At 68.8% G+C, this 25650-nt stretch carries 32 protein-coding genes, 1 tRNA gene and 1 pseudogene; 17 read left to right on the forward strand and 17 right to left on the reverse strand.

Features of this window, described 5'->3' with window-relative positions; translation table 11 throughout:
• Window positions 1-68: 68 nt before the first annotated feature.
• The 3 genes from ABCR83_RS00695 to ABCR83_RS00705 all read right to left on the reverse strand — a co-directional run bounded on the left by ABCR83_RS00695 (window position 69) and on the right by ABCR83_RS00705 (window position 1395).
• A complete protein-coding gene (locus ABCR83_RS00695; RefSeq protein ID WP_462692155.1) occupies window positions 69-281 on the reverse strand; it encodes a hypothetical protein in 213 nt (70 codons plus the stop codon).
• A 40-nt stretch (window positions 282-321) separates the two neighbouring features.
• Window positions 322-1089 (reverse strand): GntR family transcriptional regulator, encoded by a 768-nt coding sequence (locus ABCR83_RS00700; protein ID WP_462692156.1) that lies wholly within the window; start codon window positions 1087-1089, stop codon window positions 322-324.
• 180 nt (window positions 1090-1269) lie between these two features.
• Window positions 1270-1395, reverse strand: a complete 126-nt coding sequence (locus ABCR83_RS00705; RefSeq protein WP_462692157.1) for a hypothetical protein — start codon at window positions 1393-1395, stop codon at window positions 1270-1272.
• A 95-nt stretch (window positions 1396-1490) separates the two neighbouring features.
• On the opposite strand from ABCR83_RS00705, the gene ABCR83_RS00710 reads away from it, so the two are divergent.
• A complete protein-coding gene (locus ABCR83_RS00710) occupies window positions 1491-1940 on the forward strand; it encodes a hypothetical protein (protein ID WP_462692158.1) in 450 nt (149 codons plus the stop codon).
• A gap of 33 nt (window positions 1941-1973) precedes the next feature.
• Here the strand turns inward: ABCR83_RS00710 and ABCR83_RS00715 are convergent.
• Window positions 1974-2159: pseudogene (locus ABCR83_RS00715) on the reverse strand (Lrp/AsnC ligand binding domain-containing protein); the annotation flags it as partial.
• 115 nt (window positions 2160-2274) lie between these two features.
• Between ABCR83_RS00715 and ABCR83_RS00720 the strand changes: the two are divergent.
• From ABCR83_RS00720 to ABCR83_RS00730, 3 genes are all read left to right on the forward strand, one after another.
• Window positions 2275-2526, forward strand: a complete 252-nt coding sequence (locus ABCR83_RS00720; RefSeq protein ID WP_462692159.1) for a hypothetical protein — start codon at window positions 2275-2277, stop codon at window positions 2524-2526.
• Between the two features lie 49 nt (window positions 2527-2575).
• Window positions 2576-2875, forward strand: a complete 300-nt coding sequence (locus tag ABCR83_RS00725) for an ArsR/SmtB family transcription factor (RefSeq protein ID WP_462692160.1) — start codon at window positions 2576-2578, stop codon at window positions 2873-2875.
• 63 nt (window positions 2876-2938) lie between these two features.
• Window positions 2939-3583, forward strand: a complete 645-nt coding sequence (locus tag ABCR83_RS00730; protein ID WP_462692161.1) for a GNAT family N-acetyltransferase — start codon at window positions 2939-2941, stop codon at window positions 3581-3583.
• Window positions 3584-3640: 57 nt separating this feature from the next.
• On the opposite strand, the gene mshC is transcribed toward ABCR83_RS00730, so the two are convergent.
• The 5 genes from mshC to ABCR83_RS00755 form a co-directional block, all read right to left on the reverse strand.
• On the reverse strand, window positions 3641-4870 hold the full coding sequence (gene mshC, locus ABCR83_RS00735) for a cysteine--1-D-myo-inosityl 2-amino-2-deoxy-alpha-D-glucopyranoside ligase (RefSeq protein ID WP_462692162.1): 1230 nt from the start codon (window positions 4868-4870) through the stop codon (window positions 3641-3643).
• Between the two features lie 118 nt (window positions 4871-4988).
• Window positions 4989-5828, reverse strand: coding sequence for an SCO1664 family protein (locus ABCR83_RS00740; RefSeq protein WP_462692163.1), 840 nt, complete (start codon window positions 5826-5828; stop codon window positions 4989-4991).
• Window positions 5792-6382, reverse strand: a complete 591-nt coding sequence (locus ABCR83_RS00745; RefSeq protein ID WP_462692164.1) for a DUF3090 domain-containing protein — start codon at window positions 6380-6382, stop codon at window positions 5792-5794. The genes ABCR83_RS00740 and ABCR83_RS00745 overlap by 37 nt, the downstream gene beginning before the upstream one ends.
• 97 nt (window positions 6383-6479) lie before the next feature.
• Entirely contained in the window at window positions 6480-7175 is a 696-nt protein-coding gene (locus ABCR83_RS00750; RefSeq protein WP_462692165.1) for a histidine phosphatase family protein, read from the reverse strand.
• 190 nt (window positions 7176-7365) lie between these two features.
• Window positions 7366-8415 (reverse strand): LLM class F420-dependent oxidoreductase, encoded by a 1050-nt coding sequence (locus ABCR83_RS00755; RefSeq protein ID WP_462692166.1) that lies wholly within the window; start codon window positions 8413-8415, stop codon window positions 7366-7368.
• Between the two features lie 129 nt (window positions 8416-8544).
• Between ABCR83_RS00755 and ABCR83_RS00760 the strand changes: the two genes are divergently transcribed.
• On the forward strand, window positions 8545-9528 hold the full coding sequence (locus ABCR83_RS00760; RefSeq protein ID WP_462692167.1) for an aldo/keto reductase: 984 nt from the start codon (window positions 8545-8547) through the stop codon (window positions 9526-9528).
• Window positions 9525-11681 carry a helix-hairpin-helix domain-containing protein gene (locus tag ABCR83_RS00765; protein ID WP_462692168.1) on the forward strand — a complete coding sequence of 719 codons (2157 nt, stop codon included), beginning with the start codon at window positions 9525-9527 and terminating at the stop codon, window positions 11679-11681. The genes ABCR83_RS00760 and ABCR83_RS00765 overlap by 4 nt, the downstream gene beginning before the upstream one ends.
• Before the next feature lie 21 nt (window positions 11682-11702).
• On the opposite strand, the gene ABCR83_RS00770 is transcribed toward ABCR83_RS00765, so the two are convergent.
• Window positions 11703-12476 (reverse strand): hypothetical protein, encoded by a 774-nt coding sequence (locus tag ABCR83_RS00770; protein WP_462692169.1) that lies wholly within the window; start codon window positions 12474-12476, stop codon window positions 11703-11705.
• A 47-nt stretch (window positions 12477-12523) separates the two neighbouring features.
• On the opposite strand from ABCR83_RS00770, the gene ABCR83_RS00775 reads away from it, so the two are divergent.
• Complete coding sequence (locus ABCR83_RS00775; RefSeq protein WP_045932285.1) at window positions 12524-12712, forward strand: DUF5703 family protein; 189 nt, start codon at window positions 12524-12526, stop codon at window positions 12710-12712.
• A 91-nt stretch (window positions 12713-12803) separates the two neighbouring features.
• Here ABCR83_RS00775 and ABCR83_RS00780 read toward each other — a convergent pair whose 3' ends face one another.
• The 3 genes from ABCR83_RS00780 to ABCR83_RS00790 all read right to left on the reverse strand — a co-directional run bounded on the left by ABCR83_RS00780 (window position 12804) and on the right by ABCR83_RS00790 (window position 15536).
• Entirely contained in the window at window positions 12804-13664 is an 861-nt protein-coding gene (locus ABCR83_RS00780; protein ID WP_462692170.1) for a chaplin, read from the reverse strand.
• Window positions 13665-13819: 155 nt separating this feature from the next.
• The gene (locus ABCR83_RS00785; protein ID WP_462692171.1) at window positions 13820-14053 is read right to left on the reverse strand and encodes a chaplin; all 234 of its coding nucleotides are present in this window, start codon (window positions 14051-14053) and stop codon (window positions 13820-13822) included.
• A gap of 142 nt (window positions 14054-14195) precedes the next feature.
• Complete coding sequence (locus ABCR83_RS00790; protein WP_462692172.1) at window positions 14196-15536, reverse strand: M20/M25/M40 family metallo-hydrolase; 1341 nt, start codon at window positions 15534-15536, stop codon at window positions 14196-14198.
• Window positions 15537-15787: 251 nt separating this feature from the next.
• Between ABCR83_RS00790 and ABCR83_RS00795 the strand changes: the two genes are divergently transcribed.
• A tRNA-Leu gene (locus tag ABCR83_RS00795) sits at window positions 15788-15875 on the forward strand.
• Between the two features lie 88 nt (window positions 15876-15963).
• Here ABCR83_RS00795 and ABCR83_RS00800 read toward each other — a convergent pair.
• Entirely contained in the window at window positions 15964-17235 is a 1272-nt protein-coding gene (locus ABCR83_RS00800; RefSeq protein WP_462692173.1) for a tyrosine-type recombinase/integrase, read from the reverse strand.
• Between the two features lie 144 nt (window positions 17236-17379).
• On the opposite strand from ABCR83_RS00800, the gene ABCR83_RS00805 reads away from it, so the two are divergent.
• The 9 genes from ABCR83_RS00805 (at window position 17380) to ABCR83_RS00845 (ending at window position 23733) form a co-directional block, all read left to right on the forward strand.
• Window positions 17380-17931, forward strand: coding sequence for a hypothetical protein (locus ABCR83_RS00805; RefSeq protein WP_462692174.1), 552 nt, complete (start codon window positions 17380-17382; stop codon window positions 17929-17931).
• A 71-nt stretch (window positions 17932-18002) separates the two neighbouring features.
• The gene (locus ABCR83_RS00810; protein WP_462692175.1) at window positions 18003-18173 is read left to right on the forward strand and encodes a helix-turn-helix domain-containing protein; all 171 of its coding nucleotides are present in this window, start codon (window positions 18003-18005) and stop codon (window positions 18171-18173) included.
• Window positions 18170-18673, forward strand: coding sequence for a hypothetical protein (locus ABCR83_RS00815; protein ID WP_462692176.1), 504 nt, complete (start codon window positions 18170-18172; stop codon window positions 18671-18673). Before ABCR83_RS00810 ends, ABCR83_RS00815 begins: the two co-directional genes overlap by 4 nt.
• 373 nt (window positions 18674-19046) lie before the next feature.
• Entirely contained in the window at window positions 19047-19313 is a 267-nt protein-coding gene (locus tag ABCR83_RS00820) for a helix-turn-helix domain-containing protein (RefSeq protein WP_462692177.1), read from the forward strand.
• A 45-nt stretch (window positions 19314-19358) separates the two neighbouring features.
• Window positions 19359-20264, forward strand: coding sequence for a P22 phage major capsid protein family protein (locus ABCR83_RS00825; protein WP_462692178.1), 906 nt, complete (start codon window positions 19359-19361; stop codon window positions 20262-20264).
• Between the two features lie 119 nt (window positions 20265-20383).
• Window positions 20384-20731, forward strand: a complete 348-nt coding sequence (locus ABCR83_RS00830) for a phage terminase small subunit (protein WP_462692179.1) — start codon at window positions 20384-20386, stop codon at window positions 20729-20731.
• A 742-nt stretch (window positions 20732-21473) separates the two neighbouring features.
• Entirely contained in the window at window positions 21474-21977 is a 504-nt protein-coding gene (locus ABCR83_RS00835) for an Lsr2 family DNA-binding protein (protein WP_462692180.1), read from the forward strand.
• Between the two features lie 173 nt (window positions 21978-22150).
• Window positions 22151-22360, forward strand: a complete 210-nt coding sequence (locus tag ABCR83_RS00840) for a hypothetical protein (protein WP_462692181.1) — start codon at window positions 22151-22153, stop codon at window positions 22358-22360.
• Window positions 22357-23733 (forward strand): DUF3987 domain-containing protein, encoded by a 1377-nt coding sequence (locus ABCR83_RS00845; RefSeq protein ID WP_462692182.1) that lies wholly within the window; start codon window positions 22357-22359, stop codon window positions 23731-23733. Before ABCR83_RS00840 ends, ABCR83_RS00845 begins: the two co-directional genes overlap by 4 nt.
• A 57-nt stretch (window positions 23734-23790) precedes the next feature.
• Here the strand turns inward: ABCR83_RS00845 and ABCR83_RS00850 are convergent, their stop codons facing one another.
• The 3 genes from ABCR83_RS00850 to ABCR83_RS00860 form a co-directional block, all read right to left on the reverse strand.
• Window positions 23791-24453: a class I SAM-dependent methyltransferase gene (locus tag ABCR83_RS00850; RefSeq protein WP_462692183.1), complete on the reverse strand. Its 663-nt coding sequence runs from the start codon at window positions 24451-24453 to the stop codon at window positions 23791-23793.
• Between the two features lie 84 nt (window positions 24454-24537).
• Complete coding sequence (locus ABCR83_RS00855) at window positions 24538-25020, reverse strand: hypothetical protein (protein ID WP_462692184.1); 483 nt, start codon at window positions 25018-25020, stop codon at window positions 24538-24540.
• A gap of 277 nt (window positions 25021-25297) precedes the next feature.
• A complete protein-coding gene (locus ABCR83_RS00860) occupies window positions 25298-25504 on the reverse strand; it encodes a hypothetical protein (RefSeq protein WP_462692185.1) in 207 nt (68 codons plus the stop codon).
• Between the last annotated feature and the right edge of the window lie 146 nt (window positions 25505-25650).

Here is a 25650-nt window from a genome sequence, read left to right on the forward strand (position 1 = left end):
TCCACAGTCCGGATCCTACGTCGAACATGCGAATGACCGGAGTGCGGTCGCCAGGGACGGTCCGGTAGTCAGTCACGGGACTCAAACGCATTCAGGGCCAGTTGCCACGGATACGAACCGATCCGCTCACCACCCCTGCCAGGAGCGTGAGGAGTCCACTCCCCATCGACGGCGGCCTGGGTTGCGATCACGCCGACGTCCCAGCCATGATCCGCGGCAGCGACGACCAGGCGGCTGGCCTCTCCCACTGAGCCTGCGGCGCACACGATGAAGTACAGCACGCGAGAAAGGGTTCACGCCTTCGCCCCCGACCGCCGGGCATCAAGTTCCTTCTCCCTCAACAGAGATCTCGTACGCGATCTCCCACCGCGCGTCCGGGACCACGATGTCGGCCGTTTCGACTGGACGACCATCCGAGTCGTAGTAGGTCCGCTCAATCTCCGTGATCAGGTCGCCGAGACTGATCCCCAACAGATTCGCCTGCGCCTGCGTGGCTCGTGCCGGACGCGGGACCTCGACAGCGGTTTCGATGACGACTCCGATCGAGCGCATCCGCTCAACAACACCCATGCCCGCGAACGGGCCGAGTTCAGGCAGCACGACCGGGGTCTCCCCGGTAATGGCCATGGGCTCCCAGCTCTCGGAGAGCTGCACCGGCTGGCCGTCCGCGAGGAACTCGTAGGAGGTACGGACACACGGGTCGCCAGGCCGGATGGCAAGCCGCTGAGCGATGCGCTCCGGTGCCGCGACGCGTGCTTCGGAGTGGGATTCCCAAGAGCCGTGCCGCCCTTGCTCACGCATGTCCGACCGAAACGGGGAGTCATACCGCCGTTCGCGGTGGCGGGAGCGGACCATACGAAGACGCTCGCGCGGCTTACGCACATATGTGCCGGATCCGGCACGGCCCTCCAACAGGCCCTCGATGATGAGACGTTCCTGTGCCTTCTGCAGGACGTTCGACCCAACCTCGTACTCGACAGCGAGCTGCGCACGCGAGGGAAGGCGCTCACCTACGGACCACTCACCTGCAGTGATCCTCCGACGCAGTTCATCGGCAACGCGCATGTACGGCGGTTGTTTTGCGGCCATGGGTCTCTCCGTGCTGCCCGTCAAGGCTGGGATGCGGCGGCATTGACAACCTAGTGCATTAGCTGGATTCTAATGCATTAGAAATACGTTAGGTGATCAACCGCTCACCCGGGGGCATTCGTGTGCACCGCAAAAGCCCAGGCCATGGCGCTTGCCGCCCGATTCGCGGCGGCCACCGGGCTAGCACCGCGCACCGACGAGACACCTGACCACATCCGCGTCGAAGTAGACCTTCCTCCGGAGCTGAGCGAACCGGCTCGCCGTGTTGTCCTCGCCGGCCTCATCGACGCGGATCGCTACGGACACGACCACACCAGACACGGCGCTGTCGTATGGGCTGAACTGGACCAGAGGAGAGACAAGTGCCCCAAACCACATCAACCTCAGAATCACTGACCCGCTTGACACGTTGGCTCTCCCAGGCATCCGTCAACTCCCGGTCCACAGATGCCCAATGGAAGGCATGTCAGACTGCCCCGCTGCTCGTCGGACACCTATGGGACCTGATCCAGATCGACTTCACCCCGGCCACCGCCGCCATCACCCACCTCAAGGCCCAAGGCCACCACATCGGCCCCTACCTGATGGGCGGCATGGAGCACGCCATGTGGTGGCCGCTCCCGCTCAACACCACCCGCCGGCTCGCCGGAACGCCGGGCGTGATCGTACGTCCCAAAGGTTCGGAACTCTTCGTCCCGCCTCCGGGCAAGTATCTCGGCGACCGTGTCTGGGTCATCCCCGACCAGAGCGATGACCGTTGGAACACCCTCACTTCAACGGACAACCTCCACAGTGCCCTTGAAGCCGCAGCCCGCCAACTGGCCCGAAGAGCGGCCACCCCATGCCCCTGACCCACACCAGCCAGCCATACGCCACACCGTCGGTCAGGAATCAGGCGGCACCCGATCCGGCAGCGGAAGGGCGCGTGGCGGTACCGGCGTGGACACCACGATGGACGTGGTGGTCGTGCCATGGAGTAGGAACCGGCCGAGGATGGCGTCGAGTTGGTCGACCGCGGGAGCGTGGATCTCGACGAGCAGGCAGTCCTCTCCGGTGATCCGATAGCACTCATGGACGCACGGCGGGCCCTTATGGACTTATGCGAGGGTCGCTCGGGCCGTTTCACCGAACTGCACATACTCGATGGTCGCCCCGCCGGGGTGCCGCACGGTCGGATTGCGGCCGGTGGGCACCTCGTCGGGGCCGTCGACGATCTCCCCTGCGCTCGGCGAGGCTCAGGACCTCGTCGATGGAGTCGACGATCGCGGTGGCATGGTCGCCACGATACGGAGCGAGGGCTTCCGCGGTGCCCGCGAGCAGCAAGTACGAGCCGATGCTCGCGAGTTCGAGGTCACGGTACTGAAGCGCCGCCCCGCGAAGGTGGTGAGCAGGGTCATGTCCGTCTCCTCGATCATTTCGATTCTCCCGAAACGTTGAAGCGATCTGCATACTAGACCGGCAACCCGGCCGAAGGCGAGGAGAATTGATGCGAGAGCCCGACCTCGAGGACCTGGACATGGCCACGGTGTTGCACGCGCTGGGCGATCCGGTCCGACTGCTGCTGGTCCGGGAGATGGCCGGCCAGGGCGAGAGCGCATGCAGCCCGGCGAATGTCGAGGTGCCTCGCTCGACGCTCTCCAATCACTGGCGCATCCTGCGCGAGGCGGGCGTGACCCGGACCCGGCGGGCCGGCAAGGCGCGCCTGATGACACTGCGGCGTGCGGATCTCGACGCACGGTTTCCGGGGCTGCTGGCTGCCGTGCTGGGCGACTCCGTCCGCACCTGACGAACCCACCAAGGATGAGTAATAGGCTATGGTCCAGTTGGCCTATTACCCGCGGGAGGACACATGGACACGGCAATCGTGCGCGCCTGGGTGGAGGGCTGGACGGTTTCGCGCGCGACGGCGCCCCCGGTGGCAGAGCCCTGGGGTTTCACCATCGACGTCGGCCTACCCGCGCAGGTGACCAGGCATGTCCTGCACGATGCGGACGAGCCGCTGGTCCGCAAGCTCACGGAGACGGTGACCGCACCCGGCACCTGGCTCAAGATGTTCCTGCCCCCGGAGACCATCGAGCCCTGGATCGCACCCGGTTGGCGCTTCGACTCCCCCGGCTTCCTGATGTCGGCGCCGCTGCGCCCGTCCCCCGCCGACGCCCCCGACGGCTACCGGCTGCGTACCTGGCACCGGGGCGGCGTCACCCGTGCGCTGGTCGTCACCGACGGCGGCGCCTTCGCCGCGCGGGGTCAGGTCGCCGTCCCTCCGGGCGGCCGCACCGCCGTCATCGACCAGATAGAGACCGCCCCGGAGCACCGTCGCAGGGGCCTGGGCAGCCTGGTGATGCGTGCGCTGGCGAATGCGGCGGTCGAGGCGGGCGCCCCAACCGCCGTACTGGGGGCGACGGTCGAGGGGCGGGCACTCTATGAGTCGATCGGCTGGTGCACCCACGCCCCGGTGACCGGCGTCATTCTCGACCGGAGCGGGGTCCGCTGATACGGCAGAGGGTGCGCCCCGCCGCGACGGCGGGGTGCACCCTCGGGGCGTACCGCGTCAGAGCGCCACGCCCAACAGCGCGTCCACCGCGCGCGAGACGAGCCCGGGCGCGCCCGGGTCCATACCGCCGGCGTCGGTCTGGGCGGCGGCCCAGCGGTCGACGGCCGCGAGGGCGGCCGGTGCGTCCAGGTCGTCCGCGAGGGCCGCGCGGATCTCCTCGACCAGTGCGTCGGCGGGCAGTCCGTCCGGGCGGGAGACCGCAGCGCGCCAGCGGCCGAGCCGGGCCACGGCCTCGGCCAGCACCGCGTCCGTCCACTCCCAGTCGGCGCGGTAGTGGTGGGAGAGCAGCGCCAGGCGGATGGCAGCGGGGTCGACGCCCTCGCGGCGCAGGGTGGAGACGAAGACCAGGTTGCCCTTGGACTTGGACATCTTCTCGCCGTCCAGGGCAACCATCCCGGCGTGCACATAGGTCTTGGCGAAGGGGTGCTCGCCGGTGAGCGCCTGGGCGTGCGAGGCGCCCATCTCATGGTGCGGGAAGATCAGATCGGAGCCGCCGCCCTGGACGTCGAAGCCCATGCCGAGGTGCTCAAGGGCGATGGCGACGCACTCGATGTGCCAGCCGGGACGGCCCGGGCCGAGGGATGCGCCGTCCCAGCTCGGCTCGCCCGGGCGGGCCGCCATCCAGAGCATGGGGTCGACGGGGTTCTTCTTGCCGGGGCGGTCCGGGTCGCCGCCGCGCTCGGCGGAGAGCAGGCGCATGGCCTCGGCGTCGAGGTGGGAGACCCCGCCGAAGTGGGGGTCGGAGGCGACGGAGAAGTAGATGTCGCCGTCGAGTTCATAGGCGGCGCCCGCGTCGCGCAGCCGCTCCACCAGGGGGACGATCTTGGGTATCGACTCGACGGCGCCCACGTAGTGGCGGGGCGGGAGCATCCGCAGGGCGGTCATGTCCTCGCGGAAGAGGGTGGTCTCCCGCTCGGCGAGGGCGGTCCAGTCGTCGCCGTTGGCGACGGCCCGCTCCAGCAGCGGGTCGTCGATGTCCGTGACGTTCTGGATGTAGTGCACCTGCCGCTCGGTGTCTAGCCACACGCGCTGTACGAGGTCGAACGCGTTGTAGGTCGCCGCGTGCCCCAGGTGGGTGGCGTCATAAGGCGTGATGCCACAGACGTAGAGGCGGGCGACGGGGCCGGGGGCGAGGGTCACTCGCTCACCGGTCGCGGTGTCGTGGATCCGGAGGTCGCGTCCCCTGCCGGGCAGGGCGGGTACCTCAGAAGCGGGCCAGGCATGCATGTCCTGAGCGTAACCGGACGCATGTTCCGGATACGAACCGGATCGGTTGGTTGGCCGAAGGTGCGGTCTTGCGGGGTGCCGTGGTGGTGTGCAGGGGTGGCCCTCGTCCGGCCCTGTACTACACCGGCGGCCAGGGGATGGCGGGCCATTGCCCGCTTGGCTTGCGGTGCTGTCCGGTACGCAGGAGGTCCGCCACCCGGGCCCGGAGGGCGTCGATCTCGGCCGGGCTGATGAGCTCCGACAGCCGTATGGCGAGCGGGCACCCTTCGGCCAGATCGGCCGAAAGTCGCCGCAGGGCGTCGAGGGCCTCCTCGGTCAGTGGCTCGCCCGCCCAGCCCCAGAGCAGGGTGCGCAGCTTGTCGTCGGCGTTGAAGGTCACCCCGTGGTCGATGGCGTACAGCCGGCCGTCGGCGGCGGGCAGCAGGTGTCCGCCCTTGCGGTCACCGTTGTTGATCACCGCGTCGAGCACGGCCAGCCTGCGCAGTCGCTCGTCGTCAGCGTGCACCAGCAGCGCGGGGCGTTCCGCCCCCACGTCCGCGTAGCCGACGGCCTTCCAGCCGGGCCCGGCCTCGTCGCCCTCGACCAGGGCGAGCAGGCGTTCCTCGGCCCGTTCGGCCGCGTCCTCGGCGGGCGCCTCGATCCACAGCTGGCACATCCCCCGGCCATAGGGGCCGTCGCGGAGCACCGTGGGCGGGATCAGCCCCCAGCCCATGGCCTCGGAGAGCTCATAGGCGGCCACCTCGCGCTGGGCCAGGGTGCCGTCGGGGAAGTCCCACAACGGGCGTTCCCCGGCGATCGGTTTGTAGACGCAGGCGGCGCTCACGTCCCGGTACTCGACCGTGCAGTAGAGGACCGCGTTGGATGCCTCACGGACGCGCCCGCGCACCGTCAGCTCGCCCAGGGCGAGCAGTTCCTGGGGAGTCACGCCCCGCGGCGGTATCCGTTCTGGCGCGGACATACGTGTCCCTCCGGGTCGAGCGGCAGGCTGCACAGCGGGCACGGCGGGCGGCCGGCGTTGACGACCTCCAGGGCGCGCTTGGCGAACGCCCGGGCCATGGTGCCGGTGATCCGCACGCGCAGCATGGGCGGCCCGTTCAGCTCGTCCTGGAGGAGACGTTCCTCCGCCTCGGCGAGGTCCTCGTCGGTGTCCGCCTCCAGCTCGACGAGCGCCTGGGCCTCGACGACCATGCGCTGGCTCTCGCCGTCCCAGGCGAGGGCCATGGTGCCGACCCGGAACTCCTCCTCGACGGGGGTGTCGAGGGGTTCGGCGTCGGAGAGTTCGGCGGGGGCCACGGCCGGTACGGGGGCACTGCCGCCGGTGCGCCGGACGACCTCGTCCAGCAACTCGTCGATGCGTTCGGCGAGTGCCTCGACCTGTGCCTTCTCCAGAGCGACGCTGGTGGTCCGGCCGGCCGCGGTGGCCTGGAGGAAGAAAGTGCGGCGGCCCGGCAGCCCGACCGTGCCGGCGACGAAGCGGTCCGGCGGGTCATAGAGGAACACCTGACGGGACAACGTCCTGCTCCATTGGGTTCGGTGGTCGGAGTGGGGTGCGGTGGAGGTCACGGGCGCCCGGGGGCGGTCCGCGCCACCACCCTACTGCGCACGGCGATCACGGTGCTCCCGCACCACCTCCCACCGTCGCGTCCCCGGTGCCGTTGCCCGGTGCGCTCTCGTGCGGGGCCAGGCCGTCGAGTTCCCCGGTGTCACCGAGGCGCAGCAGATAGGGGCGTTGCGGGGTGTAGCGGATGGCGGTGACCGAGCAGGGGTCGGCGTGGATCCGCTGGAAGAGGTCCAGGTGCAGGCCGAGGGCGTCGGCGACGACCGCTTTGATGATGTCGCCGTGTGAGCACATGAGGTAGACGGCGTCCGTGCCGTGTTCCCGCTCGATGCGCCCGTTCCAGTCGCCTACCGCGTCCACCGCCCGGGCCTGCATGGCGCGCAGGGATTCGCCGCCGGGGAAGACGGCGGCGGAGGGGTGCTGCTGGACGACGGTCATCAGGGGCTCTTCGGCGAGTTCGGCGAGCTTGCGGCCCGACCAGTCGCCGTAGTGGCACTCGCCGATCCGCTCGTCGGTGTGCAGCGGCAGTTCCGGCCGGGCGGCGAGCAGCGGTGCGAGGGTTTCCCGGCAGCGTTGCAGCGGGCTGGTGACGGCGGCGGCGAGGGGAATGCGGCGCAGCCGGTCCGGGAGCGCGGCCGCCTGGGCGGTGCCCCGCTCGTCCAGGGCGACGCCGGGGGTCCATCCGGCGAGCACCCCGCCGGTGTTGGCGGTGGACCGGCCGTGCCGGACCAGGATCAGGGTGGCCATGCCCGTCAGCCTAGTCCGTTGCCCCGGAGCGGCCGTCGGGCGGCGGGCCGCCCGGCACGCCGAGGCGTTCTGCCGCGTACTCGCCGCGCTGCCCGTAACCCCGGGCGGCGTACGGGCGTTGTCCCCGGTGTCGGCCGTGGCGGGGTGGACACCCCCGAGCCCCCACCACGGCCGCAGGATTCCTTCCGGCTCAGGCCAGTCCGGCCCGCTCCAGTGCATCGACTCCCGCCCGCAGCCCGGCGATCCGCTCCTCCAGGGTGAAGCCCGCGGGGGTCAGCGACAGGGTGCTGACGCCCGCCTCGGCGTAGGCCCGCATGCGGTCGGCGATGCGCTCGACGGGTCCGAGCAGCGAGGTGGAGTCGATCAGCTTGCGAGGGACGGCGGCGGCGGCGCCCTGTTTGTCCCCGGAGAGGTACTTCTCCTGGATCTCGGCGGCTTCCTTCTCGTAACCCATGCGCTGCGCCAGCTTGTTGTAGAAGTTCTGCTTGGCACTGCCCATGCCGCCCACGTACAGCGCGGTGTACGGGCGGAAGAGGTCCGCCAGCGCGTCGACGTCGTCGCCCAGGGCCATGGGCACGGTCGGCACCAGATCGAAACCCTCGAGGTCCTTGCCCGCCGTGGCACGGCCGGTGCGAATCGGGGCGAGGGTGGTCTCCTCGGCGTGCTCGGGGGCGAAGAAGAGGACCAGGGCGCCGTCGGCGATCTCGCCGGTCTGCTCCAGGTTCTTCGGGCCGATGGCCGCGATGTACAGCGGAATGTGCTCGCGCACGGGGTGCACGGTGAGCTTGATGGGCTTGCCCGGACCGCCGGGCAGCGGCAGGGTCCAGTGCTCGCCCTCGTGGGTGAGGCGCTCCCGGGACATGGCCTTGCGGACGATCTCGACGTACTCGCGGGTGCGGGCGAGCGGCTTGTCGAACTTCACGCCGTACCAGCCCTCGGAGACCTGTGGGCCGGAGACCCCGAGGCCGAGCCGGAAGCGGCCGCCGGAGAGCGAATCGAGGGTGGCGGCCGTCATCGCCGTCATCGCGGGGGTACGGGCTGGGATCTGGAAGATCGCCGAGCCGATGTCGATCCGCTCGGTCTGCGCCGCCACCCAGGACAGCACGGTGGCCGCGTCCGAGCCGTACGCCTCGGCGGCCCAGCAAACCGCGTAGCCCAGGCGGTCGGCCTCGCGAGCGACCTCGAGATTGTCCGCGTCCATCCCGGCTCCCCAGTAGCCGAGGTTGATTCCGAGGCGCATCCGAGTACCCCTTACCCATCAGTAACGTCCGCTGTTGCGGGGACTCTAGCGCGCGGACCTCGAGTACGTCATCGGCGAGTTGTCCGTGGTCGGCCACGATGTGGACCTTGCCAGCTAATCTCAGCGCTCATGGAGCAAAGGCACCTCGGCCGCACGGGCCTGCGGGTATCCCGGATCGGGCTCGGCACCCTCACCTGGGGCCGGGACACCGATGAGCACGATGCCGCCGAGCAGCTCAGGACGTTCCGGGATGCGGGCGGCACGCTCGTGGACACCGCGGATGTCTATGCGGGCGGTGGTGCCGAGTACCTCCTCGGGCAGCTCCTGGACGTCGTGGTGCCCCGCCGGGAGCTGGTCATCGCGACCAAGGCGGGCAGCATCCTGGACCCGGACCGGCGGATCGACGCCTCCCGCGGCCATCTGCTCGCCGCACTCGACGCCTCGCTGGAGCGGCTCGGCACGGACTATGTCGACCTGTGGCAGATACACGCCTTTGACCCCGGCACACCGGTCGAGGAGACCCTGCAGGCCGTCGACGCCGCCATCGGCAGCGGGCGGGCCCGCTACGCCGGGGTCTCCAACTTCTGCGGCTGGCAGCTCGCCAAGGCGGGCACCTGGCAGCTCGCCGCGCCGGGAGCACGGACCCGGCTGGCCAGCACGCAGATGGAGTACTCGCTGCTGCAGCGCGGCATCGAGCGGGAGGTGCTGCCCGCCGCGCTCGACCTCGGCATCGGCGTCCTGCCGTCCTCCCCGCTCGGCCGCGGCGTGCTCACCGGCAAGTACCGCCATGCGACCCCGGCCGACTCGCGGGGGGCCTCCGAACACCTGGCGCCCTTTGTCGCCCCGTATCTGGACGAGACCGCGAGCCGCATCGTCGATGCCGTGGCCATAGCGGCCGACGGCCTCGCCAGCACGCCCCTGGAGGTGGCCCTCGCCTGGGTGCGCGACCGGCCTGGCGTGGCCGCGCCGATCGTCGGCGCGCGCAACGCGCGGCAGCTCAGAGGGGCATTGTCAGTGGAGGCCCTTACTCTTCCTGACGAGATCTGCCAGGCGCTCGACGATGTGTCGGCGCCCGTGCACCGCTACCCCGATCAGGACTGGAGCACGCTGTGACCGCGTTTTCCCGGGGGACGGCCCCCGGTCCCCCGGCCGACCGCCCCGCCGACCAGGACGACCCCGCCGACGCGGTGCGGTCCGACGAGCCGGATCCGGCACCCGGCGGCGGGCGCGACGACGGCGAGCCCGCCGCCGGTGACCCCGTTGCCGGCGAACCGGGCCCGGTCATCGGCGAGCCGGGCTCGGCGGGGCCGCCCGGCAAACGGTCCGCCGTCGCGGAGGCGCTGGCCGCCGCCGTGCGGGCGGTGGAGAGCGGTGAGCGGTCGGCGGCGTCGTTCTTCAACCAGCCCGGCCGGCCCGCGGCGCCGGCCCCGCGCAAGCCCGCCCGGGCGGACGCGGGCCCGGCGCCGGTGGCCGTCCCGCCGCCCGCCCGGGCGGTGGCCGACGCGGCCCCCGCCGAGGAGCTGCCCGCCGTCCGGCAGGTGCTCGCCTCCGGCGGGGCGCCCGAGCAGCTGGCCGAACAGGCGCTCACCGCCCTCGGCGAACACGCGGCCGAAGTGCTGCACGAAGACCCCTGGCAGCTGCTGGCCGTCGAGGGCGTACGCCCCGAGCAGGCGGACGGCTTCGCCCGGGCGCTGCTGGGCCCGCAGTGCGGTCCGGGGGACGAGCGCCGGGTTCGGGCCCTGATCGGCTGGCTGCTGGAGCGGGCCGCGCTGGCCGGGCACACGGTGCTGGAGTCCACGACGCTGCGCGAGCAGCTCGGCGGCCGCTCCGTACCCGATCCGGATACCGCGCTGCACGGCGCCATCGCCGAGGGTTCGGTGCTGGTGTTCCGGGAGGGAGTGGAGCCGGAACAGGCGGAAGCGGAACAGACGGAGCCGGAAGCGGCGCCGGTCCGGCTGCTGCTCGGCCTGGACCGCCTTGCCATGGCCGAGGAGAGCCTCGCCGACGGACTGGCCCGGCTGCGGAGCACCCTTGAGCCGGAAGCCCTTGAGCCGGAGGCCGCCCCCGAGGGCCGGACAGGCCCGGAGGGCTGGGAGACGGCGGCGGCCGAGGCCGTCCCGCCGTCCGCCGCCGAGCTGATCCGGTCCGTGGCCGCCGCCGGCCTGGTGGCGCACTGCGGCGGCGAGACGGCGCGGGCGGAGCCCGCCGCCGTGGTCGCCGCCGCGCGCTCGCTGGGCCTGCGGGCCTGCGCCGCCGCGCACACCGAGGACGGCAGACGGCGCCTGGCCTCGCTCGGCGTCGACGACGCCGTCACCGTGGCGGGCCTGCTCGCGGACCGGGAAGGGCCCGGCCGTGATGCGGAGGGAACTCTCCAGATCGACCTGCTCGCCGTGCTGGACGCCCAGCAGCTGGATGTGGAGTCGGCGGCGGCCCTGGTCGAGTCGCTGGCGGACGGCGCCCGCCTGGTGCTGAGCGGCGACCCGGGCGGGCTGTGGTCGGCGGGGCCGGGCCGGGTGTTCGCGGATGTGGTGGCGGCCCGCGCCTGCCCGGTGATCGTCTCGCGCACCCCCGACCCGGGTCCCATCGGCGAGCTGGTGTCGGGCATCGGCGCCGGGGAGTTGAGCGAGGTGTCGGCGCCCGGCAAGGAGGTCGTGATCACCCCGGTGCGGGACGGGGGCGAGGCGGTGCACCGTACGGTGCAGCTCGTCGCGGATTCGGTGCCGCGCGCGATCGGCGTGCCCGCGGAGCACACCCAGGTGATCACGCCCGGTCACGGTGGCGCGGCCGGCACCCGTGCGCTCAATGCCGCGCTCAAACAGCGGCTCAACCCGGGCCCGGGCCGGTTCGGCGGGTTCGATCCCGGCGACCGGGTGGCGTATGTCCCGGCGCCCGGCCGGATGATCCCCGGCACGGTGGTCTCGGCGGACGCCGAGGGGCTGCGGCTGGACTGCTCGAGCACCCCTGTCGTGGTGCCGCCCGGCCGGGTGGCGGCACAGGTGCGGCACGGCTGGGCCGTCACCGCGCACCAAGCCGCCGGGACGCGCTGGCCGGCGGTTGTGGTGGTGCTGCCGGGCGACGCGTCCCAGGCGCTGACGAGGGCCTGGATCCATACGGCGTTCGGCCGGGGCGAGCGCCATCTGTCGGTGGTGCACGGGGTGGGCCAGGCGCTGCCGCACGCGGTCGCCCAGGTGCCGGTCAAGGAGCGGACCACCCGGCTGCGGTCCCTGCTGAGCGGTCCTGGGGACCGGCCGGACCCGGCCGGGTGATCGACGGCTGACGGCCCCGGGTCAGTTCGCCCGGTCCGGGGCCTTGCCGTTCTCCTCCACGTCGAGGATGTCGAGGGCTTCGTCGAAATCCTCGTCGATGCCGTCGTCCTCCATCCCGTCGTCCCCGTCGTCCATCCCGTCGTCCATCCCGTCGTCGAGTTCCTCGTCGAAGACGGCACTGACGTCGAAGCGGCAGACGACCCGCTGCGGATCCGCCTGGTCGAAGGGCGCCGCCAGCCACTCCCCCGGCTCGGCGAGGTCGTCGGCGGCCGCCACCCAGAGCGTGGAGTCGCCTTCCTCCAGCCCGAACTCCTTGTGCCGGGAGGCGATTTCATCCGGCTCGTACTCGCCGAAGAGCACCCCGAGCGCCGCATGCACACTGCTGCCGACGAGGCCCGCCGCACCACGGCCGCGCCCCGCGTCCACATCGAGATCGGGGGCGTCGGGATCCAGGTCGGCGACCCGCTGGGCCTGTGCGAGCAGGCGCTGCGGGTCGGCCACGGCATAGTCCCGGCGGATCAGCACGCTGAGCGCATGGGGTTCTTCCGGCCCCGCGTATGCGGGCAGCGTCTCATCGCCGGGGATCTCGAAGGGCGTGACCTCGTCGTAGGTGTCGTACAGCAGCTCGTCGTACGCCTCGGCTGCCGCGGCCAGCTCGTTGAACGCGGCATAGACGGCCGGGTCCTCCTCTCCGGACCGGCGTTCGACGGCGTCGAGGTGGCGGTCCAGAGCGGCTTTGACCGCCTCGGCGGCGGCCCGTACCTCGGCAGCGGTTGGCTGCGCAGCATCAGACATAGTGCAGACGCTATCCGTACCGGGGCTGTTCCCGCACAATAGATGCGATGCCGGAATACGAATTCTGTGATGTGTATGTGCCTCGAGGGGTCTCCCGCAGGGCCGCCACCCGCCTGCTGACCGACCACGCCGAGTATGGGCACTGGGAGTTGGACCGACTCCGTCTGTACCCCGACGGCAGCCGCAAAGTGCGGCTTCGGCGCCGGATCATCCGCCAGCTGCGGGCCACCTGGTGAGCCTGAACACACGAAGCGGGCCCCGCGACCGCGGAGCCCGCTCTGTGCCGATCCGCTCTGTGCCGATCCGGCGGGGTGACTAGGTCACCGCTCAGTTCTGCCCGGCGCGCGCCCGCCGGTAGAGCATCGTGCCGCCCAGCAGCAAACCCGCGCTGGCCGCACCGGCCATGCCCAGCTGGCCCGCACCGGTGTGCGCGAGCTCGGTGGCCTTCTCCTCCGCGGGCGCCTGCTCGGCGTGCGGGGCGGGACGGTGCGCGTCCTTCACCTCGGTGACCGGCCCGGCATGGCCGGCCGGGTGGTGGGTGGAGTGCTCGGCGGGTGGGGCGTGCTCCCCGGCCGGCGGGTTCTCGTCCGACGGCTCGTGGCCGGGCTTGTGCTCGGCCGGCGGGTTGTGGTGCGAAGGCTGGTGCGGAGCCGGGCAGTTGGGCTCGTGCGGCCTCGGGTGCTCCGGCGCGTGCTCCCGGTGGCCACCGTTGAGGCAGTCATTGCCCAGGGCCGGGTTGCCGATGCCGACGACATTGACCGAGTCGCCGCAGGCGTTGACCGGCACATGGACCGGCACCTGCGCCACATTCCCGGAGATCACTCCGGGTGACCCGATGGCCTCGCCGTCCGCCTGGTGTCCGGATCCCCCCTCATGACGGCCGTGCTCACGGCCGTCGCCGTCGTGGCCGCGGTGGCCCTCGTGCCCATGCTGACGGTGGTGACCGGACACCCCGTTGGCACACCGGTTGCCCATGGCCGGGTTGAGTGCCCCGATCACGTTGATGGTGTTGCCGCAGACGTTCACCGGTACGTCGACCGGTACCTGGACGGTGTTCCCGGACCCGACGCCCGGGGAGTGCGCGGCGACGCCCTGCGCTCCGTCCGCGTAGGCGTAGCCGCCGGTTGCGGCGAGCACGCTGCCCGCCGCCGCTACCGTCATCAGGCCCTTTTTAGTGACCTGTCGCATTGCTTTTCCCCTCCTGCTGCTTTTCTATGTGGAATGCGTGCGGGCGGACCGCCCGCATTTTCGGGAAGCCCGACTGAAAGCCCGGCGGCCCCGGGGCGCATGGCGCGCACTCCGGGGCCGCCCGGTTTCAGTCCCTCACCAGGTGAGGCGCAACGTCACTTGTTGATGCAGACGTTGCCCGTGGCGGGGTTGAGCAAACCGACCACATTGATGGTGTCGCCGCAGACATTCACCGGCACCTCGACCGGGACCTGGATGACGTTGCCCGAGACGACGCCGGGAGAGTTCACGGCAGCACCCTGAGCTCCCCCGTCGGCAGCAGCCAGACCCGCGCCCGCGAGCACGAGACCGCCGGTGGCAGCCGCGGTGGCGACGACCTTCTTGAGCATTGGTTTCCTCCTAGTTGGCAATGCGGTCCCAGCCGCGGACCGCACACCTGTAACGACACCAGGAGAACCGGGCTACGTAACCTTGAGCGCGTTCACTCTTTCTGATTAAGAAAACGCCAACAACGCACAGTCAAGCGAAACTTCAGCACTCATCCAGGAACCGGTCGAGCACACGCACTCCGAATTTCAGACCATCAAGGGGCACTCTTTCGTCAACTCCATGGAACATCCCGGCGAAGTCCAGTTCGGGCGGCAGCTTGAGCGGAGCGAACCCGAAGCCGCGGATGCCCAGGTCGTCGAAGTGCTTGGCATCGGTACCGCCGGAGAGCATGTACGGCACCGCGCGGGCGACCGGGTCCTCGGCCCGGAGCGCGGTCTGCATGGCCGCGACCAGGTCGCCGTCGAAGGTCGTCTCCAGCGCCTTGGCGGCGTGCGGGACGGTGTCCTCCCGCTTGACCTTCGGCCCGAGGATCCGGTCGAGGTCGGCGAAGAACTCCTCCTTGTACCCCGGCAGGAACCGGCCGTCGATGTGCGCCGTGGCCTGCCCCGGGATCACATTGACCTTGTACCCGGCGCCGAGCATCGTCGGGGAGGCGGTGTTGCTCAGCGTCGCCCCGATGATCTTCGCTATCCCGCCGAGCTTGGCGAGCGTGGCCTCCATGTCGTCGGGGTCCAACGGGGTGCCGAGCGCATCGGAGAGCTCGTCCAGGAAGGCCCGTACGGTCTTGGTCACCCGGACCGGGAACTTGTGCCGCCCCAGCCGGCCCACCGCCTCGCAGAGCTCGGTGACCGCGTTGTCCGTATTGGTCATCGAACCGTGGCCCGCCGTGCCCTCCACGGTGAGCCGCATCCAGTGGATGCCCTTCTGGGCGGTCTCGATCAGATAGAGCCGCAGGTTCTCGTTGACGGTGAACGAGAAGCCGCCGACCTCGCTGATCGCCTCGGTCACGCCCTCGAAGAGACCGGGGTGCTCGTCCACCAGATACCGGGCGCCATGGGTGCCGCCCGCCTCCTCGTCGGCGAGGAACGCCAGCACGACGTCACGCGGGGGCTTGCGCCCGGTGCGCAGGCGGTCGCGGACGACCGCGAGCGTCATGGCGTCCATGTCCTTCATGTCGACCGCGCCGCGCCCCCACAGGCACCCGTCGGCAATCTCGCCCGCGAACGGGTGGTGGGTCCAGTCGGCCGCGTTGGCCGGTACGACATCGGTGTGCCCATGGATGAGCAGCGCCGGCCGGGACGGATCCTCGCCCTCGATCCGGGCGACCGTGGAGGCCCTGCCCCGGTGGGACTCGAAGATCTGCGGCTCCAGGCCCACCTCGGCCAGCTTCTCGGCCACATATTCGGCGGCGGCCCGCTCGCCGGGCCCGGAGTGGTCCCCGTAATTACTGGTGTCGATCCGGATCAGGTCACGGCAGAGGTCGACGACCTCCTCCTCGGCGCCCGCGCCCACTCCCCCGCGGGCCGGCTTCGGCTCACTCACGCTGCCTCCTCGTCGTTGCGACGCCGACGGCCTCCCGAACCGCCGCGTACTGGCGGTGTACCGGCGGCCCCCGGCGTTGGTCCACCGCCATCCTCCCTCTCCCACCGCCCGGGCCCAAGGCCGCAACACTGCCGCCATACGGCTGTAAAAGCGCCTGCTCCGGCCGCTCGGCCGGGTGATCGAGCACCTCCGGATGTTTGGTATCGTTTTCCCTGTCGCTGCGGGGAACGCCTCGCAGCGGCAGGCACCTGGTCCGGGTGGCGGAATGGCAGACGCGCTAGCTTGAGGTGCTAGTGCCCTTTATCGGGCGTGGGGGTTCAAGTCCCCCCTCGGACACCAGCTGAGACCCCTGTTCATCAGGGGTTTTCTGCTTTTCTGGGGCGTGGCGTGACCAACCACGTGACCAACGGCCCAGGGAATCGCCTGGTCAGACCAGGGATGAGAGGCCGAGTCGGCCCGCACCGGAAGCGGCGAGCTTCCGCGCTCCGTCCTTACGTGAGTGCCCGTAGCGGGCCATCGTGTAGCCCGGCGAGTGGTGCCGGACGTTCGCGGAGACCTCGACGGGGTTCTCCCCGGCCTCCAGATCGTTCGTGACCTTGCTGTGCCTCCAGTCGTGAATCCGGAACTCCTCCGGGAGCTTCAACCGGGTGCGCAGGGTGCGCCACCGCGCCGAGACCTTCTCGGGGTCCTGTGGTCCTCCGGCTTCGCCTCGGTAGAGCTTGAAGCCGTCGCGGGCGAACACCAGGTCGTGATCCGTCCAGGCGGAGCCGAGGCGTTCGCGCTCCGCGTCCTGGCGCTCCTTCTGCCACTTGAGGACGTTCATCACGGACTGATCGACATGGATCTGGGCGTTGGCGTTGCCGTCTTTGGTGAGCTTGCGGAGCCGGTACGTGTTGCCCTCCTCGACCACGACCCAGCCCAGTTCGATGGAGCCCTCTGCCCAGTTGATGAGGGACCACTTCATACCCAGGGCTTCACTGCGCCGCACTCCGGTGGCGGCGTAGACGGTCCACAGCGGAGCGTCCCGCAGGCAGTGATGGGTCAGGCCGCCGTCACAGGCCCGGTTACCGCAGGGCTCCCACACCGAGGACAGGAACCGGGCGGTTCCGTCGTCGTCCAGGGTGGGGAAGTCGCGTTCCTGTGCCCGGATTTCCCGGCCTGTGGGCGGGTTGGCCGTGGCGGCCGGGTTGGTCGGTATCAGCTTGGGCACCGCTGCGCCGAGCGCGCCGGACAGGATGTTGTGGACGTGGCGGACGCTCTTGGCGCCGAGCGGCTTGCCCTTGTTGGTGGGGCACGGCACGGTTTCCAGCAGCCGGTACAGGTCGTCCAACGTGTCGTCGGTGACCTCGGTCAGCTTCATGCCGCCGATGTGCGGCTTGATGTGCAGCCGGATCTTGGTTTCGTACCCGGCCACGGTCGTCCCCTCCTTCCTTAGATTGCTGTGCCAGCGGTCGAGCCATGCCCCCAGTGTCATGTCCGAGCGAGGTGCGACCTTCCCCGCCTCATAGTCGGTGTGCCAGTCGCGAAGTGCCTTCTCCGCTGCGGTCTTGGTCTTGTAGTCCCTGCCGATCCAATAGCGCTCCTGCTCTCCGGTTGCCTTGTTGAAGTGGAGGGGCGTGCGCACGCCCCAGGTGTTCGGCCGTCCCGCCCGCTTGATCTCCGTTGGGGTGCCGCCGAGTCCGTTTCCGCGCTTTGCCACGGGTGGTGGTGCTCTCTCTGTCGGGTCCGCCGGTCGGCGCGTGCCGTGCCGGGCCGGTGTGTTGCTCCGGCGCCCTCAGTTTGATCACGATCCACCATCTATTGTCAACTGATGGTGGACCACCGTCCGTGGTACGGTTTTGGCATGGACGCAGACGAGACCGGGTTCGAGATCACCCAGCACCAAGGCGCGTGGGACATCCACATGTGGTGGCCCAGCGGGCCCGTGACCGGAGGACCGCAACGCATCACGATCGAGAAGGCCCAAGAAGCCCCCGCCCGCGACGTGGCGCGCGGCATCTCCACCACCGTGCTTCGCAGGCTCGACCTCACAGAAGCAGTCCAGGCGGCGCAGAAGGCCGCCCCCAGCCTCGAAGAAGGCGCTCGGGAGATCACGCAGACGATCGAGGAGGCGGCGAAGCTGGCCGGGCGGTTGCTCGCTCTCGAAGGGGTCTCGGCTCCCTATCTGGTCATGCTGTCGGCTGTGTACGTCCAGATGGCGGGCACTGGTGCGAGCCGTCCCGTGGACTGGCTGGCAGGGTTGATCGAGCGACGGCCGGAGACCATTCGGGACCACCTCAAGAAGGCCCGCAGGGACGGGTACTTGAGTTCCCTAGCAGGCAAGGCCGGTGGGGACCTGACCGACAAGGCCACGGCCGTACTCGATTCTCTGCCGGATGTGGGAGAAGCACGGTAGTCCCTGTTCTGCGCGCCTACATGACCACGCCCCCGAGGCCATCGGGGGCTTTCTTTTTCTCGGAGGATTCTTTGACCAAGCTGATGACCGTTGACGACGTTGCCGAATACCTGAATGTCCCTAAGTCGTGGGTCTACAACAACCACAAGCGGGAGGGCATCCCCTTTATGAAGGTTGGCCAATCTCTTCGTTGCCGCATGAATGACCTTGCCCACTGGCTGGACAAGCAGGGGGCGCAGTGATCGACCTGGATACGGACCCGTTCGCCAAGCGCCCGGCCTGGGAGAGGCCCGAGCCGATAGCGCTGGCCGACCCACGCGGAGCGTCACGGCCGGCCGAACGGTGCGTGAAAGGGAGCGGCGAACCGGAGTTGAATAGTTCGTCACCCAAACCCAGGTCCGCGATCCGCTACGAGTGGGAACGGGCCTTGTGGAACTGCCCTGACGTGGCGGGCAAGTACAAGCACGTCTTGGCAGCGGCCTCGTTCTTCGCCACCTTCGATACCGGCCGGGACCTTCGCGCACCGCAGGAACTCATCGCCGAGGCTTCCGGGGCGTCGCTGAGCACGGTAGGCCGAGCCATCAAGTACGGCCGAGAGAACGGCTGGTTGTGGGTGGAACACAAGTCGAAGGGTAAGGGGGACTGTGACGTGCACTGGCTGACGATTCCCCGGCACGAGCATGGGCACAGTTTGACGGACATGAAGGCCAGGGCCAGAGAGTACGACCACACGTCACGCTGACCTACTACCTAGTGATGTTCACCTAGTGCTCTCTACCGAGGGAGGCTCACCAAGGGTTGTTGACCGAGTGATCCTGGGCTGGTTAGGCCTGGGCTGCTGAGATGGCCAGCCTTGAGGGGCTGGCCTTTCTCATGCTCTGAAGTATGACTTCTACCAGCCAAGGCAGATCAAGGATTTCAGTTCCGCCCGCCCCGTGACGGGCGTCTCACTTTCTCGCAGATGTGTCCCCTGCCCCTCGTAGGGACACCGACATTATTAGTGAGAGAGAAGGTTCCCCATAACGCCTTCAGCCCCGGCCACTTGCATGTGTGGGCCGGGGTCTTCTTTTTGCCCGCAGAGTCGCGGTTCAGCTACCAACTGCTAGGAGTTCCTTATGTTCGATCGTCACGCATTCACTGCCCGTCGCGTCACCCTTGGCCTGTCCGTTGAGGAGCTGGCCGACGAAATGATGGTTGCTCGCTCCACCGTCTACCGGTGGGAGAACGGGGAGACCAGCCCGAGCCTTCGCATGCTCGTCCAGGCATCGCGTCATCTGTGTACTCCGCTGCTGTCGCTCATGAGCGATGACGACACCGAGCAGCATCGCAAGGCCACGGCCGTTGACGCCCTGCTTCGCGAGGGCCATTCCGCGACTCACTGATGTCCGGCCCGTAGACCACAGTTTTATTGATTATTAGGAGTGAGTATGACTGATCAGAAGCCTATGACTATCCAGGAAGCCGTTAAGTCCGAGAACAGCTTTGCCATTTCGCAGATCGTTGCGTCAACAGCCCTTGAAATGCTGGTGGGATTCAAGGGCCTGGCACACACCGTGCACCGGGACGCGGAGGAGGATTTCCGGGGCGGTGTCGGCACCAAGGTCCGTATCCGGCGCCCCGAGGTGCTGAAGGCTGCCAACTTCAACGGCTCGGTGAACAGCATGGTGCAGCCGGTCAAGGAGACCACCATCGAGCTGGAGATCACCGACCACGCCCTGTCGGCGGTGGAGATCACCGACAAGGAAATGCGCTTCGACCTCTACACCTTCGAGCAGCAGATCACGCTTCCCCAGTCCGCAGGAGTCGGTGACTACCTGGAACAGAACATCGCCAACACGATGAACCAGCGGACCGCCGAGAAGGCCTCCGACCTCATCACGATGAAGGCCGACCAGCCCCGGCACGCGATCATCGATGCGGGCACGGTCCTGGACAAGAGCCGTACAGCGGGCCGCCGTTGGCTGGCCGTCTCCCCGGACGTGAAGAACGTTCTGCTGAAGGACGACAACTTCTCTCAGGTGGCCCAGGCCGGTTCGGATGAGACGTTGCGCGGCGGCATCATCGGCGAGGCGTACGGCTTCACCGTCGTCTACTCGCCCTACCTGGCCGACAAGACCGCAGTTGCCTACGTCGGCTCGGCGTTCGCCATGGCCGTCTGCTCCCCGCCCGTGGTGCGGAGTGAGTTCTCCGCCACGGCTGGGCATCAGGGCTACTCGATGCGCTGGCTGATGACCTTCAACGACGACAGCCTGAACCAGCGCTCCATCATGGATGCCTACGTGGGCTCGACCGTCCTGGACGAGCGGCGCTCGGTCGGCATCAAGCTGGCCTAACCCTGGATTAGTTCGGGCCCCTGCCGATAGGTGGGGGCCCACTTCTGTTCACACTCCGTCGAGCAGCCGGCGCGCTGCTCGGTCACGCTCTGCCGACATAAACAGGAGGGCACACCCTCATGCCCAAGATGCGCAACCCCAATTCTCCGCACTCCCGATTCAAGGGTTTGATAGAGCTGCCGTGGGACCACGGTCTACCGGTTCCTGATCTGCCCGCAATTCGTGAGTGGTCTGATTCTGAGCGCGACCAGTGGCGGCAGTGGTGGCAGTCGCCGCAGGCCGCCATGTGGGACGAGTCGTTCATCCCGACCGTGGCAGTGATGCTGACGTATTTTGGGAAGATCCTGGATGGCTCAGCGAATGCCAACCATCAGATGGAATTCCGCCACCTATCCACCGCGCTCGGGCTCACCGCAGACGGCATGAAGCGCCTGGGATGGACATTCGAGAGTGGTGGTGGCCAGTGAGCGCACGCAGGGCAGCCAAGGCCGGAGCCGCTGCCACTCACGACGGCACCCATCGCCCCGGCATCGAATGCCTCTGGTCAGAGCCGCAGTGCTCGGGCTGCGTACAAGAGTTCGCCATCCACACCGGCTGGGAGCTGACGAGCCTGGCACGGCCCTGGGGGGATGACCTGGAGCACGACCCGAAAAGCTGCTTCACCTGCCGTGGAATGAGCTGAGAATGGGGAGAAGTCATGACTCCTAATTCCTCATATTCTGATTGGCAAACACGGTCGAAGTGCGGCACCCCTGGTGGGTGCTTTCCGGTTAACTAAAGCCATTACCCCCGTTATTGAATTCATGATAGTAATGCTCTAGATATCTGTTCGTTACCGTTCCGTGATAGATGGCGGGCAGGGTTGATCTCGAACCGCAAGGCTGAATGCGGTGGCCGTCAGAGACTCACTCCGGCCCACGTCCGAGACTCACTCGCTCCGCCCTATCTAAGGATTCCGTGCCATGCGTAAGACCGTTCTTGTTCCCGTCCTCAAGACGCTGTGCGATGCCCAAGCGAGAGGCGACAGACACGCTGACCCTGGGGGTCCGCACGTGGGACCTGTGCACGGAGCACGCGGGCAAGTTCGCTGGCTTCCTCGTGGATGCCCTGGGGGACGCGGGTGAGCCTGCCTCTGACGAGTCGACCCCTGAGCCTGCCCCGGCTCCCGAACCTGAGCCGGTTCCCGTGCCTGTGGTCGAGTCGTCTCCCGTGATTGAGGAGGACCTCAACACCGAGGGCGTGATCGAGGAAGCGACGGAAGCTGAGCCTGTGCGATCCGTCATGGTGGCCGGAGAGATCGACGGGTACGACTGGCAGGCAGCGCGGGACGCGCTTCGGAACGCTGGCTATGAGGTCGTGGGCCGTGCGGACGAGTCCACCGTGTTGCTGATCCTGGGTGAGGGTGGGGAGCGCAACGGCCACAAGCTCCGTGATGCCCGTGAACGCTCGATTCCCTGCCTGGACGTGCGCGAGCCTGGCCGTTTCAAGGCGGCCGTGTGCGCTGCTGAGTTCACCGGTGGTGACCCGCTCCCTGAGCCTGCCAAGGTGGACGGCTCCGGGATGTCGGAGCGTGAGCGCAACAAGGCTGTACGCAGGTGGGCCCGTGCTCAGGGCTTCACCGTGCCGGACCGTGGCCGCATCCCGCTCCACGTGCGCCATGCATGGCAGCTGGCCCACCGGGACGCCACGGAGGGAAAAGCTGTAGCGGCCTGAGTGCCGCCACCATCACGGCGGCCGACTGCCCGCCGTACCGGCCGCGTCGCCTCCCTGCCTGGCGACGCGCCCCCAAACCGAGCAAGCGCAGCTACGGCCCCGGCAGTTGGATCACGTGGACCACTCACCGGGGCCAGAAACGCTCAGGGATCGTCACCACTGATCCGGTCACCGTGGCGCAGGTCAAGCGCGCAGCCGGGGTGAGCGCAGCCAAGGACGCCCGCGCACGGGCCGCTGTGATCCCTGCCGATGGCGGAGAGACGGTTCCGCTGTGTCTGCCGAACAGCAACAACCCTGACGCCCAAGTCAAGGACTCCGGACGGTGGCGCCGGGCCATCCCGGTCAACCATCAAACCAACTCCCAGGAAGCGAAAGCAGCATGAGCACCCCCGTTCTCCATGGTCCGATCGGTCGCGCAGTCCAGAGGATCGCGCCGTACGTCGAGACTGACGCGCTCGGCATCTACATAGCGGCCCTGTCCATGTGGTCGGCCGCGATCGGGGGCACGGTCAAGGTGTCGTCCCGAGGCAATGCCCGCCCCGTACTCCTGTGGAGCGCGTTGGTGGCCGGAACGGGCCGGGGCAAGGGAACTGCGCTCCGTGCCGCTCAGCACGTGGTGAACCCGTCCCTGGGCCGCTTCCTGGCCACCCACACCACGTCCGGGATCACGTCCGGGGCGAGCATGGTGCACCACCTGTGGGAGCAACAAGAGGCCACGGCGGAAACGGAGGCCGGGACCGATCGGCGCTGCCTCGTAGTTGAAGAGGAATGGTCGGAAGTGCTCCGCAGGGTCAAGCGGGACGCTTCCTTCACCACCAAGCTCCGCGCCGCGTGGGACGGCGCCACGCTCCGCAACACCACCAAGGAAGAGGCCCAGGAAGTCCGCGACCCCGCCATGGTGTTCCACGCTCATGTGACACCCTCCGACTGGTCCAAGTACGTCGGCCAGTCCGAAGCGGCAGGCGGCAGCTACAACCGCATCCTGCCATTCCTGCTCGGCTCCGTGCCCATGCTCGATGACGACCGCGTGAGCCTGCCGAAGGTGGACGGCTCCGAACTGTCCGACGCTTACGGGTGGGCCACCGCCCGCCCTCGTGTGATCACTCTCTCCGAGGACGCCCGGCCACTGTGGCGGACCGTTCGCCGGTACGCCCGCATCCTGGGCGAGACCCTGCCCGAAGAGCAGGCAGTGTTCATCGAGCGGACCGCAGAGCAGACGCTCAGGGTGGCCGCCTGCCTCGCGGCCTCCGAGTGCTCCGAGAGCATCACGGACGAGATCCTGACGGCCGCCTTCACTCTGGTTCGCCGCTCCGTACGCGACGCCGTACGACTCGCCGCAGGTCACGGGCATGTTGCCGGAGCCGTCAAGAAGGTCCGCCCGTCCCTCGCGGACAAGGTCCGCGCCCGGATTGAACTGCACGGCGGTCGGGCCACGTCGTCTCAGGTGCTCCCGTACGTGGGGGCAACGGCAGCGGAGGTCAAGGTGCTGCCGGATGTGGTGGTGACCGTAGACCGCTCCGGGAAGACCGGCCGTCCCGCCACCGTGTTCACGCTGCGCGGTGACACTCCCGTTCACGGAGAGCAGCCAGGTCCGACTCCGCAGCCGATGCCGGCCGCTCCAGAGCGTGAGCAGAACCGGGCCACGGTTGTGCAGATAGACGCCTACCGCCCGGCGCCCAAGCAGGCCCCGAAGCCGCAGCCGGTGAAGCGGTCGGAACCGCTCGCCGACTCCAATCCCTTCCTTGCCCTGCTCTAATCAACCAACGGAACGTCCCGGCCCAAATAGGCCGGGGCGTTCTTGCTTTGCTTTGGCTCAGCTCACCACAGCGCGAGCGATCAAAGTTCCGATGTGGTCGGGCTCGGGAGCGTCGAGCACCCGCGCTTCCGCTTCCTTGAATCCGGCTTTGAGCAGGAGGGTTTCCCACTTCCGGGGCGTGTAGCTGTAGCGGTACGTGTACATGGCCTTGCCCGCGAACCCGCCCTTGTACATGCCCTGCGGGCCGTACGCGCCGGGGATGGCCGGGGGGTGGGAGAACGTGAGCACACCGCCAGGGTTCAACCGCTCAGCAATCAAAGGAAGCAGCTTGGCCGGATCGGTGAACCACACGGCCCCGAAGATCGAGTACACGGCGTCGTACGTCTCCGTCGTGCTGCTCAAGTGGTCCAGCACCTCAGCGCAGACGAACCGCGCTCCCAACGGGCCCCACCGTTCTGTGGTGTTGGCGACCATGACGGGCGAGAGGTCCACACCGGTTGCCTTCACGCCTTTCTGCGCGAGGTAGGCGAGCGCTCGCCCCGTGCCGCATCCGATTTCCAGTGCGTTCGCCGGATCCCCCAGCAGTTCGGGGCCGGGACCGTGCCCGCTGTACTGCGTCCAACAGAAAACAGGGTCGGATTCGAACACCTTGTCTTTGGTGCTCTCCGCGAAGGTGTCCCAGAGTTCGCGTTCGCTGTCGATGTCGTGTCGTGCGGGCAACTGGGCTTCCTCTGTGTCGGGGCGGGCAAGAGGGTGCCCCCGCCCCTCGTGCGGAGTTGGGGGCGAGGGCACTCTAGTCCCGTGTCAGTGGCTGTCGGGGACCTTGTTGTCACACGGTGAGCAGTCGGACGCGTCCACCTCCCACAGCTCGTCATCGACGGTGAAGCCGTTCTTGCGCAGCAGTTCGGCCGTGCGCATCACGGTGCCGTCCCGGCGGCGCTCGATCAGCGGGGCGTGGTGCTTGTACCGCCCGCTGTTGTACTCCTCGCACAGCGCGAAGTAGAGCGGCGTGTCGAGGATGAGCTGATGAACGCCTACGTCCACGGTCTTGCCGACGCCCATGTCCACGCCGGGGCATTCCATGGCGGTGATCAGGTACGCGATGCCCTGGCCAAGGATGCGCTCGGCCAGGCTGCGAACGGCCACGCTGTCACGCAGCAGAAGCGCGACTTCTCGCTCCCACAGGTCGGCCACGTCCACGTCTGCGACCAGATGCGGCACGCGTTCCCGTACCGCGTTGAGGATGATGCGCGGATCACGGGTCCGCGTCTGAACTGCTGTGCTCATCGTGCGTCTCCTCCTGCTGTGGAGTGGTGCACTGCACTTGCTGACCCGGCCGGTCGACTCCGCTTCACGGTGGCGTGCGACCGGTCGGGCGTTGTGCCCCGCTCCCCGCTGGGGAGCCTCACTGACCAGTGGGGAACGGGAACTCATGGATGCGCTGAGGCGAGCTTCCCGGCAGCCGCCATGACCAATAGCGCCACGGCTGTTCCCCACGTCAGCAGGGCCAGGATTCCGCCCCAGAACGACCCGTCGCGGCTGACCTTCCAGCCCCGTAATCGGCTCACCGACTGACACCGAGCGAGGCGAGGCCGCGCACATGACGGTTGTGCTTGACCAGGGCTCTGAGCTGAATCAACTCCCGGTCGTTGGCGGCACGGACGGCCACTGTGCGGGTGTGCCAGCGAAGCCCTGAAGGACGCGTGAGGGTCAGCTTCGTGCCGTGCTGCGCATGGACCACGCCCACCAACTGGCTTCCCCGATCGAACACCGCCGCGCCCCGTTTCCAGTCCGCTACGGGGGCCGTCCTGAGCCCAGGTGAGTTCGTCATCCTCAATGCCTCCGGTCCGCTTCATCTCTTGCGGATACGGTGCAACCGGACGCGATCTCAGCCCAGGGACAGGGTGTGCGAGTGCT

Source organism: Streptomyces xingningensis (assembly GCF_054957865.1).

Excerpts from the sequence above, each read along its gene's own strand:
- ABCR83_RS00700 (WP_462692156.1), bottom strand. The coding sequence starts at position 1,089 with ATGGCCGCAAAACAACCGCCGTACATGCGCGTTGCCGATGAACTGCGT.
- ABCR83_RS00725 (WP_462692160.1), top strand. The coding sequence starts at position 2,576 with ATGCGAGAGCCCGACCTCGAGGACCTGGACATGGCCACGGTGTTGCAC.
- ABCR83_RS00730 (WP_462692161.1), top strand. The coding sequence starts at position 2,939 with ATGGACACGGCAATCGTGCGCGCCTGGGTGGAGGGCTGGACGGTTTCG.
- mshC (WP_462692162.1), bottom strand. The coding sequence starts at position 4,870 with ATGCATGCCTGGCCCGCTTCTGAGGTACCCGCCCTGCCCGGCAGGGGA.
- ABCR83_RS00740 (WP_462692163.1), bottom strand. The coding sequence starts at position 5,828 with ATGTCCGCGCCAGAACGGATACCGCCGCGGGGCGTGACTCCCCAGGAA.
- ABCR83_RS00750 (WP_462692165.1), bottom strand. The coding sequence starts at position 7,175 with ATGGCCACCCTGATCCTGGTCCGGCACGGCCGGTCCACCGCCAACACC.
- ABCR83_RS00755 (WP_462692166.1), bottom strand. The coding sequence starts at position 8,415 with ATGCGCCTCGGAATCAACCTCGGCTACTGGGGAGCCGGGATGGACGCG.
- ABCR83_RS00760 (WP_462692167.1), top strand. The coding sequence starts at position 8,545 with ATGGAGCAAAGGCACCTCGGCCGCACGGGCCTGCGGGTATCCCGGATC.
- ABCR83_RS00770 (WP_462692169.1), bottom strand. The coding sequence starts at position 12,476 with ATGTCTGATGCTGCGCAGCCAACCGCTGCCGAGGTACGGGCCGCCGCC.
- ABCR83_RS00775 (WP_045932285.1), top strand. The coding sequence starts at position 12,524 with ATGCCGGAATACGAATTCTGTGATGTGTATGTGCCTCGAGGGGTCTCC.
- ABCR83_RS00780 (WP_462692170.1), bottom strand. The coding sequence starts at position 13,664 with ATGCGACAGGTCACTAAAAAGGGCCTGATGACGGTAGCGGCGGCGGGC.
- ABCR83_RS00785 (WP_462692171.1), bottom strand. The coding sequence starts at position 14,053 with ATGCTCAAGAAGGTCGTCGCCACCGCGGCTGCCACCGGCGGTCTCGTG.
- ABCR83_RS00805 (WP_462692174.1), top strand. The coding sequence starts at position 17,380 with ATGGACGCAGACGAGACCGGGTTCGAGATCACCCAGCACCAAGGCGCG.
- ABCR83_RS00820 (WP_462692177.1), top strand. The coding sequence starts at position 19,047 with ATGTTCGATCGTCACGCATTCACTGCCCGTCGCGTCACCCTTGGCCTG.
- ABCR83_RS00825 (WP_462692178.1), top strand. The coding sequence starts at position 19,359 with ATGACTGATCAGAAGCCTATGACTATCCAGGAAGCCGTTAAGTCCGAG.
- ABCR83_RS00830 (WP_462692179.1), top strand. The coding sequence starts at position 20,384 with ATGCCCAAGATGCGCAACCCCAATTCTCCGCACTCCCGATTCAAGGGT.
- ABCR83_RS00845 (WP_462692182.1), top strand. The coding sequence starts at position 22,357 with ATGAGCACCCCCGTTCTCCATGGTCCGATCGGTCGCGCAGTCCAGAGG.
- ABCR83_RS00855 (WP_462692184.1), bottom strand. The coding sequence starts at position 25,020 with ATGAGCACAGCAGTTCAGACGCGGACCCGTGATCCGCGCATCATCCTC.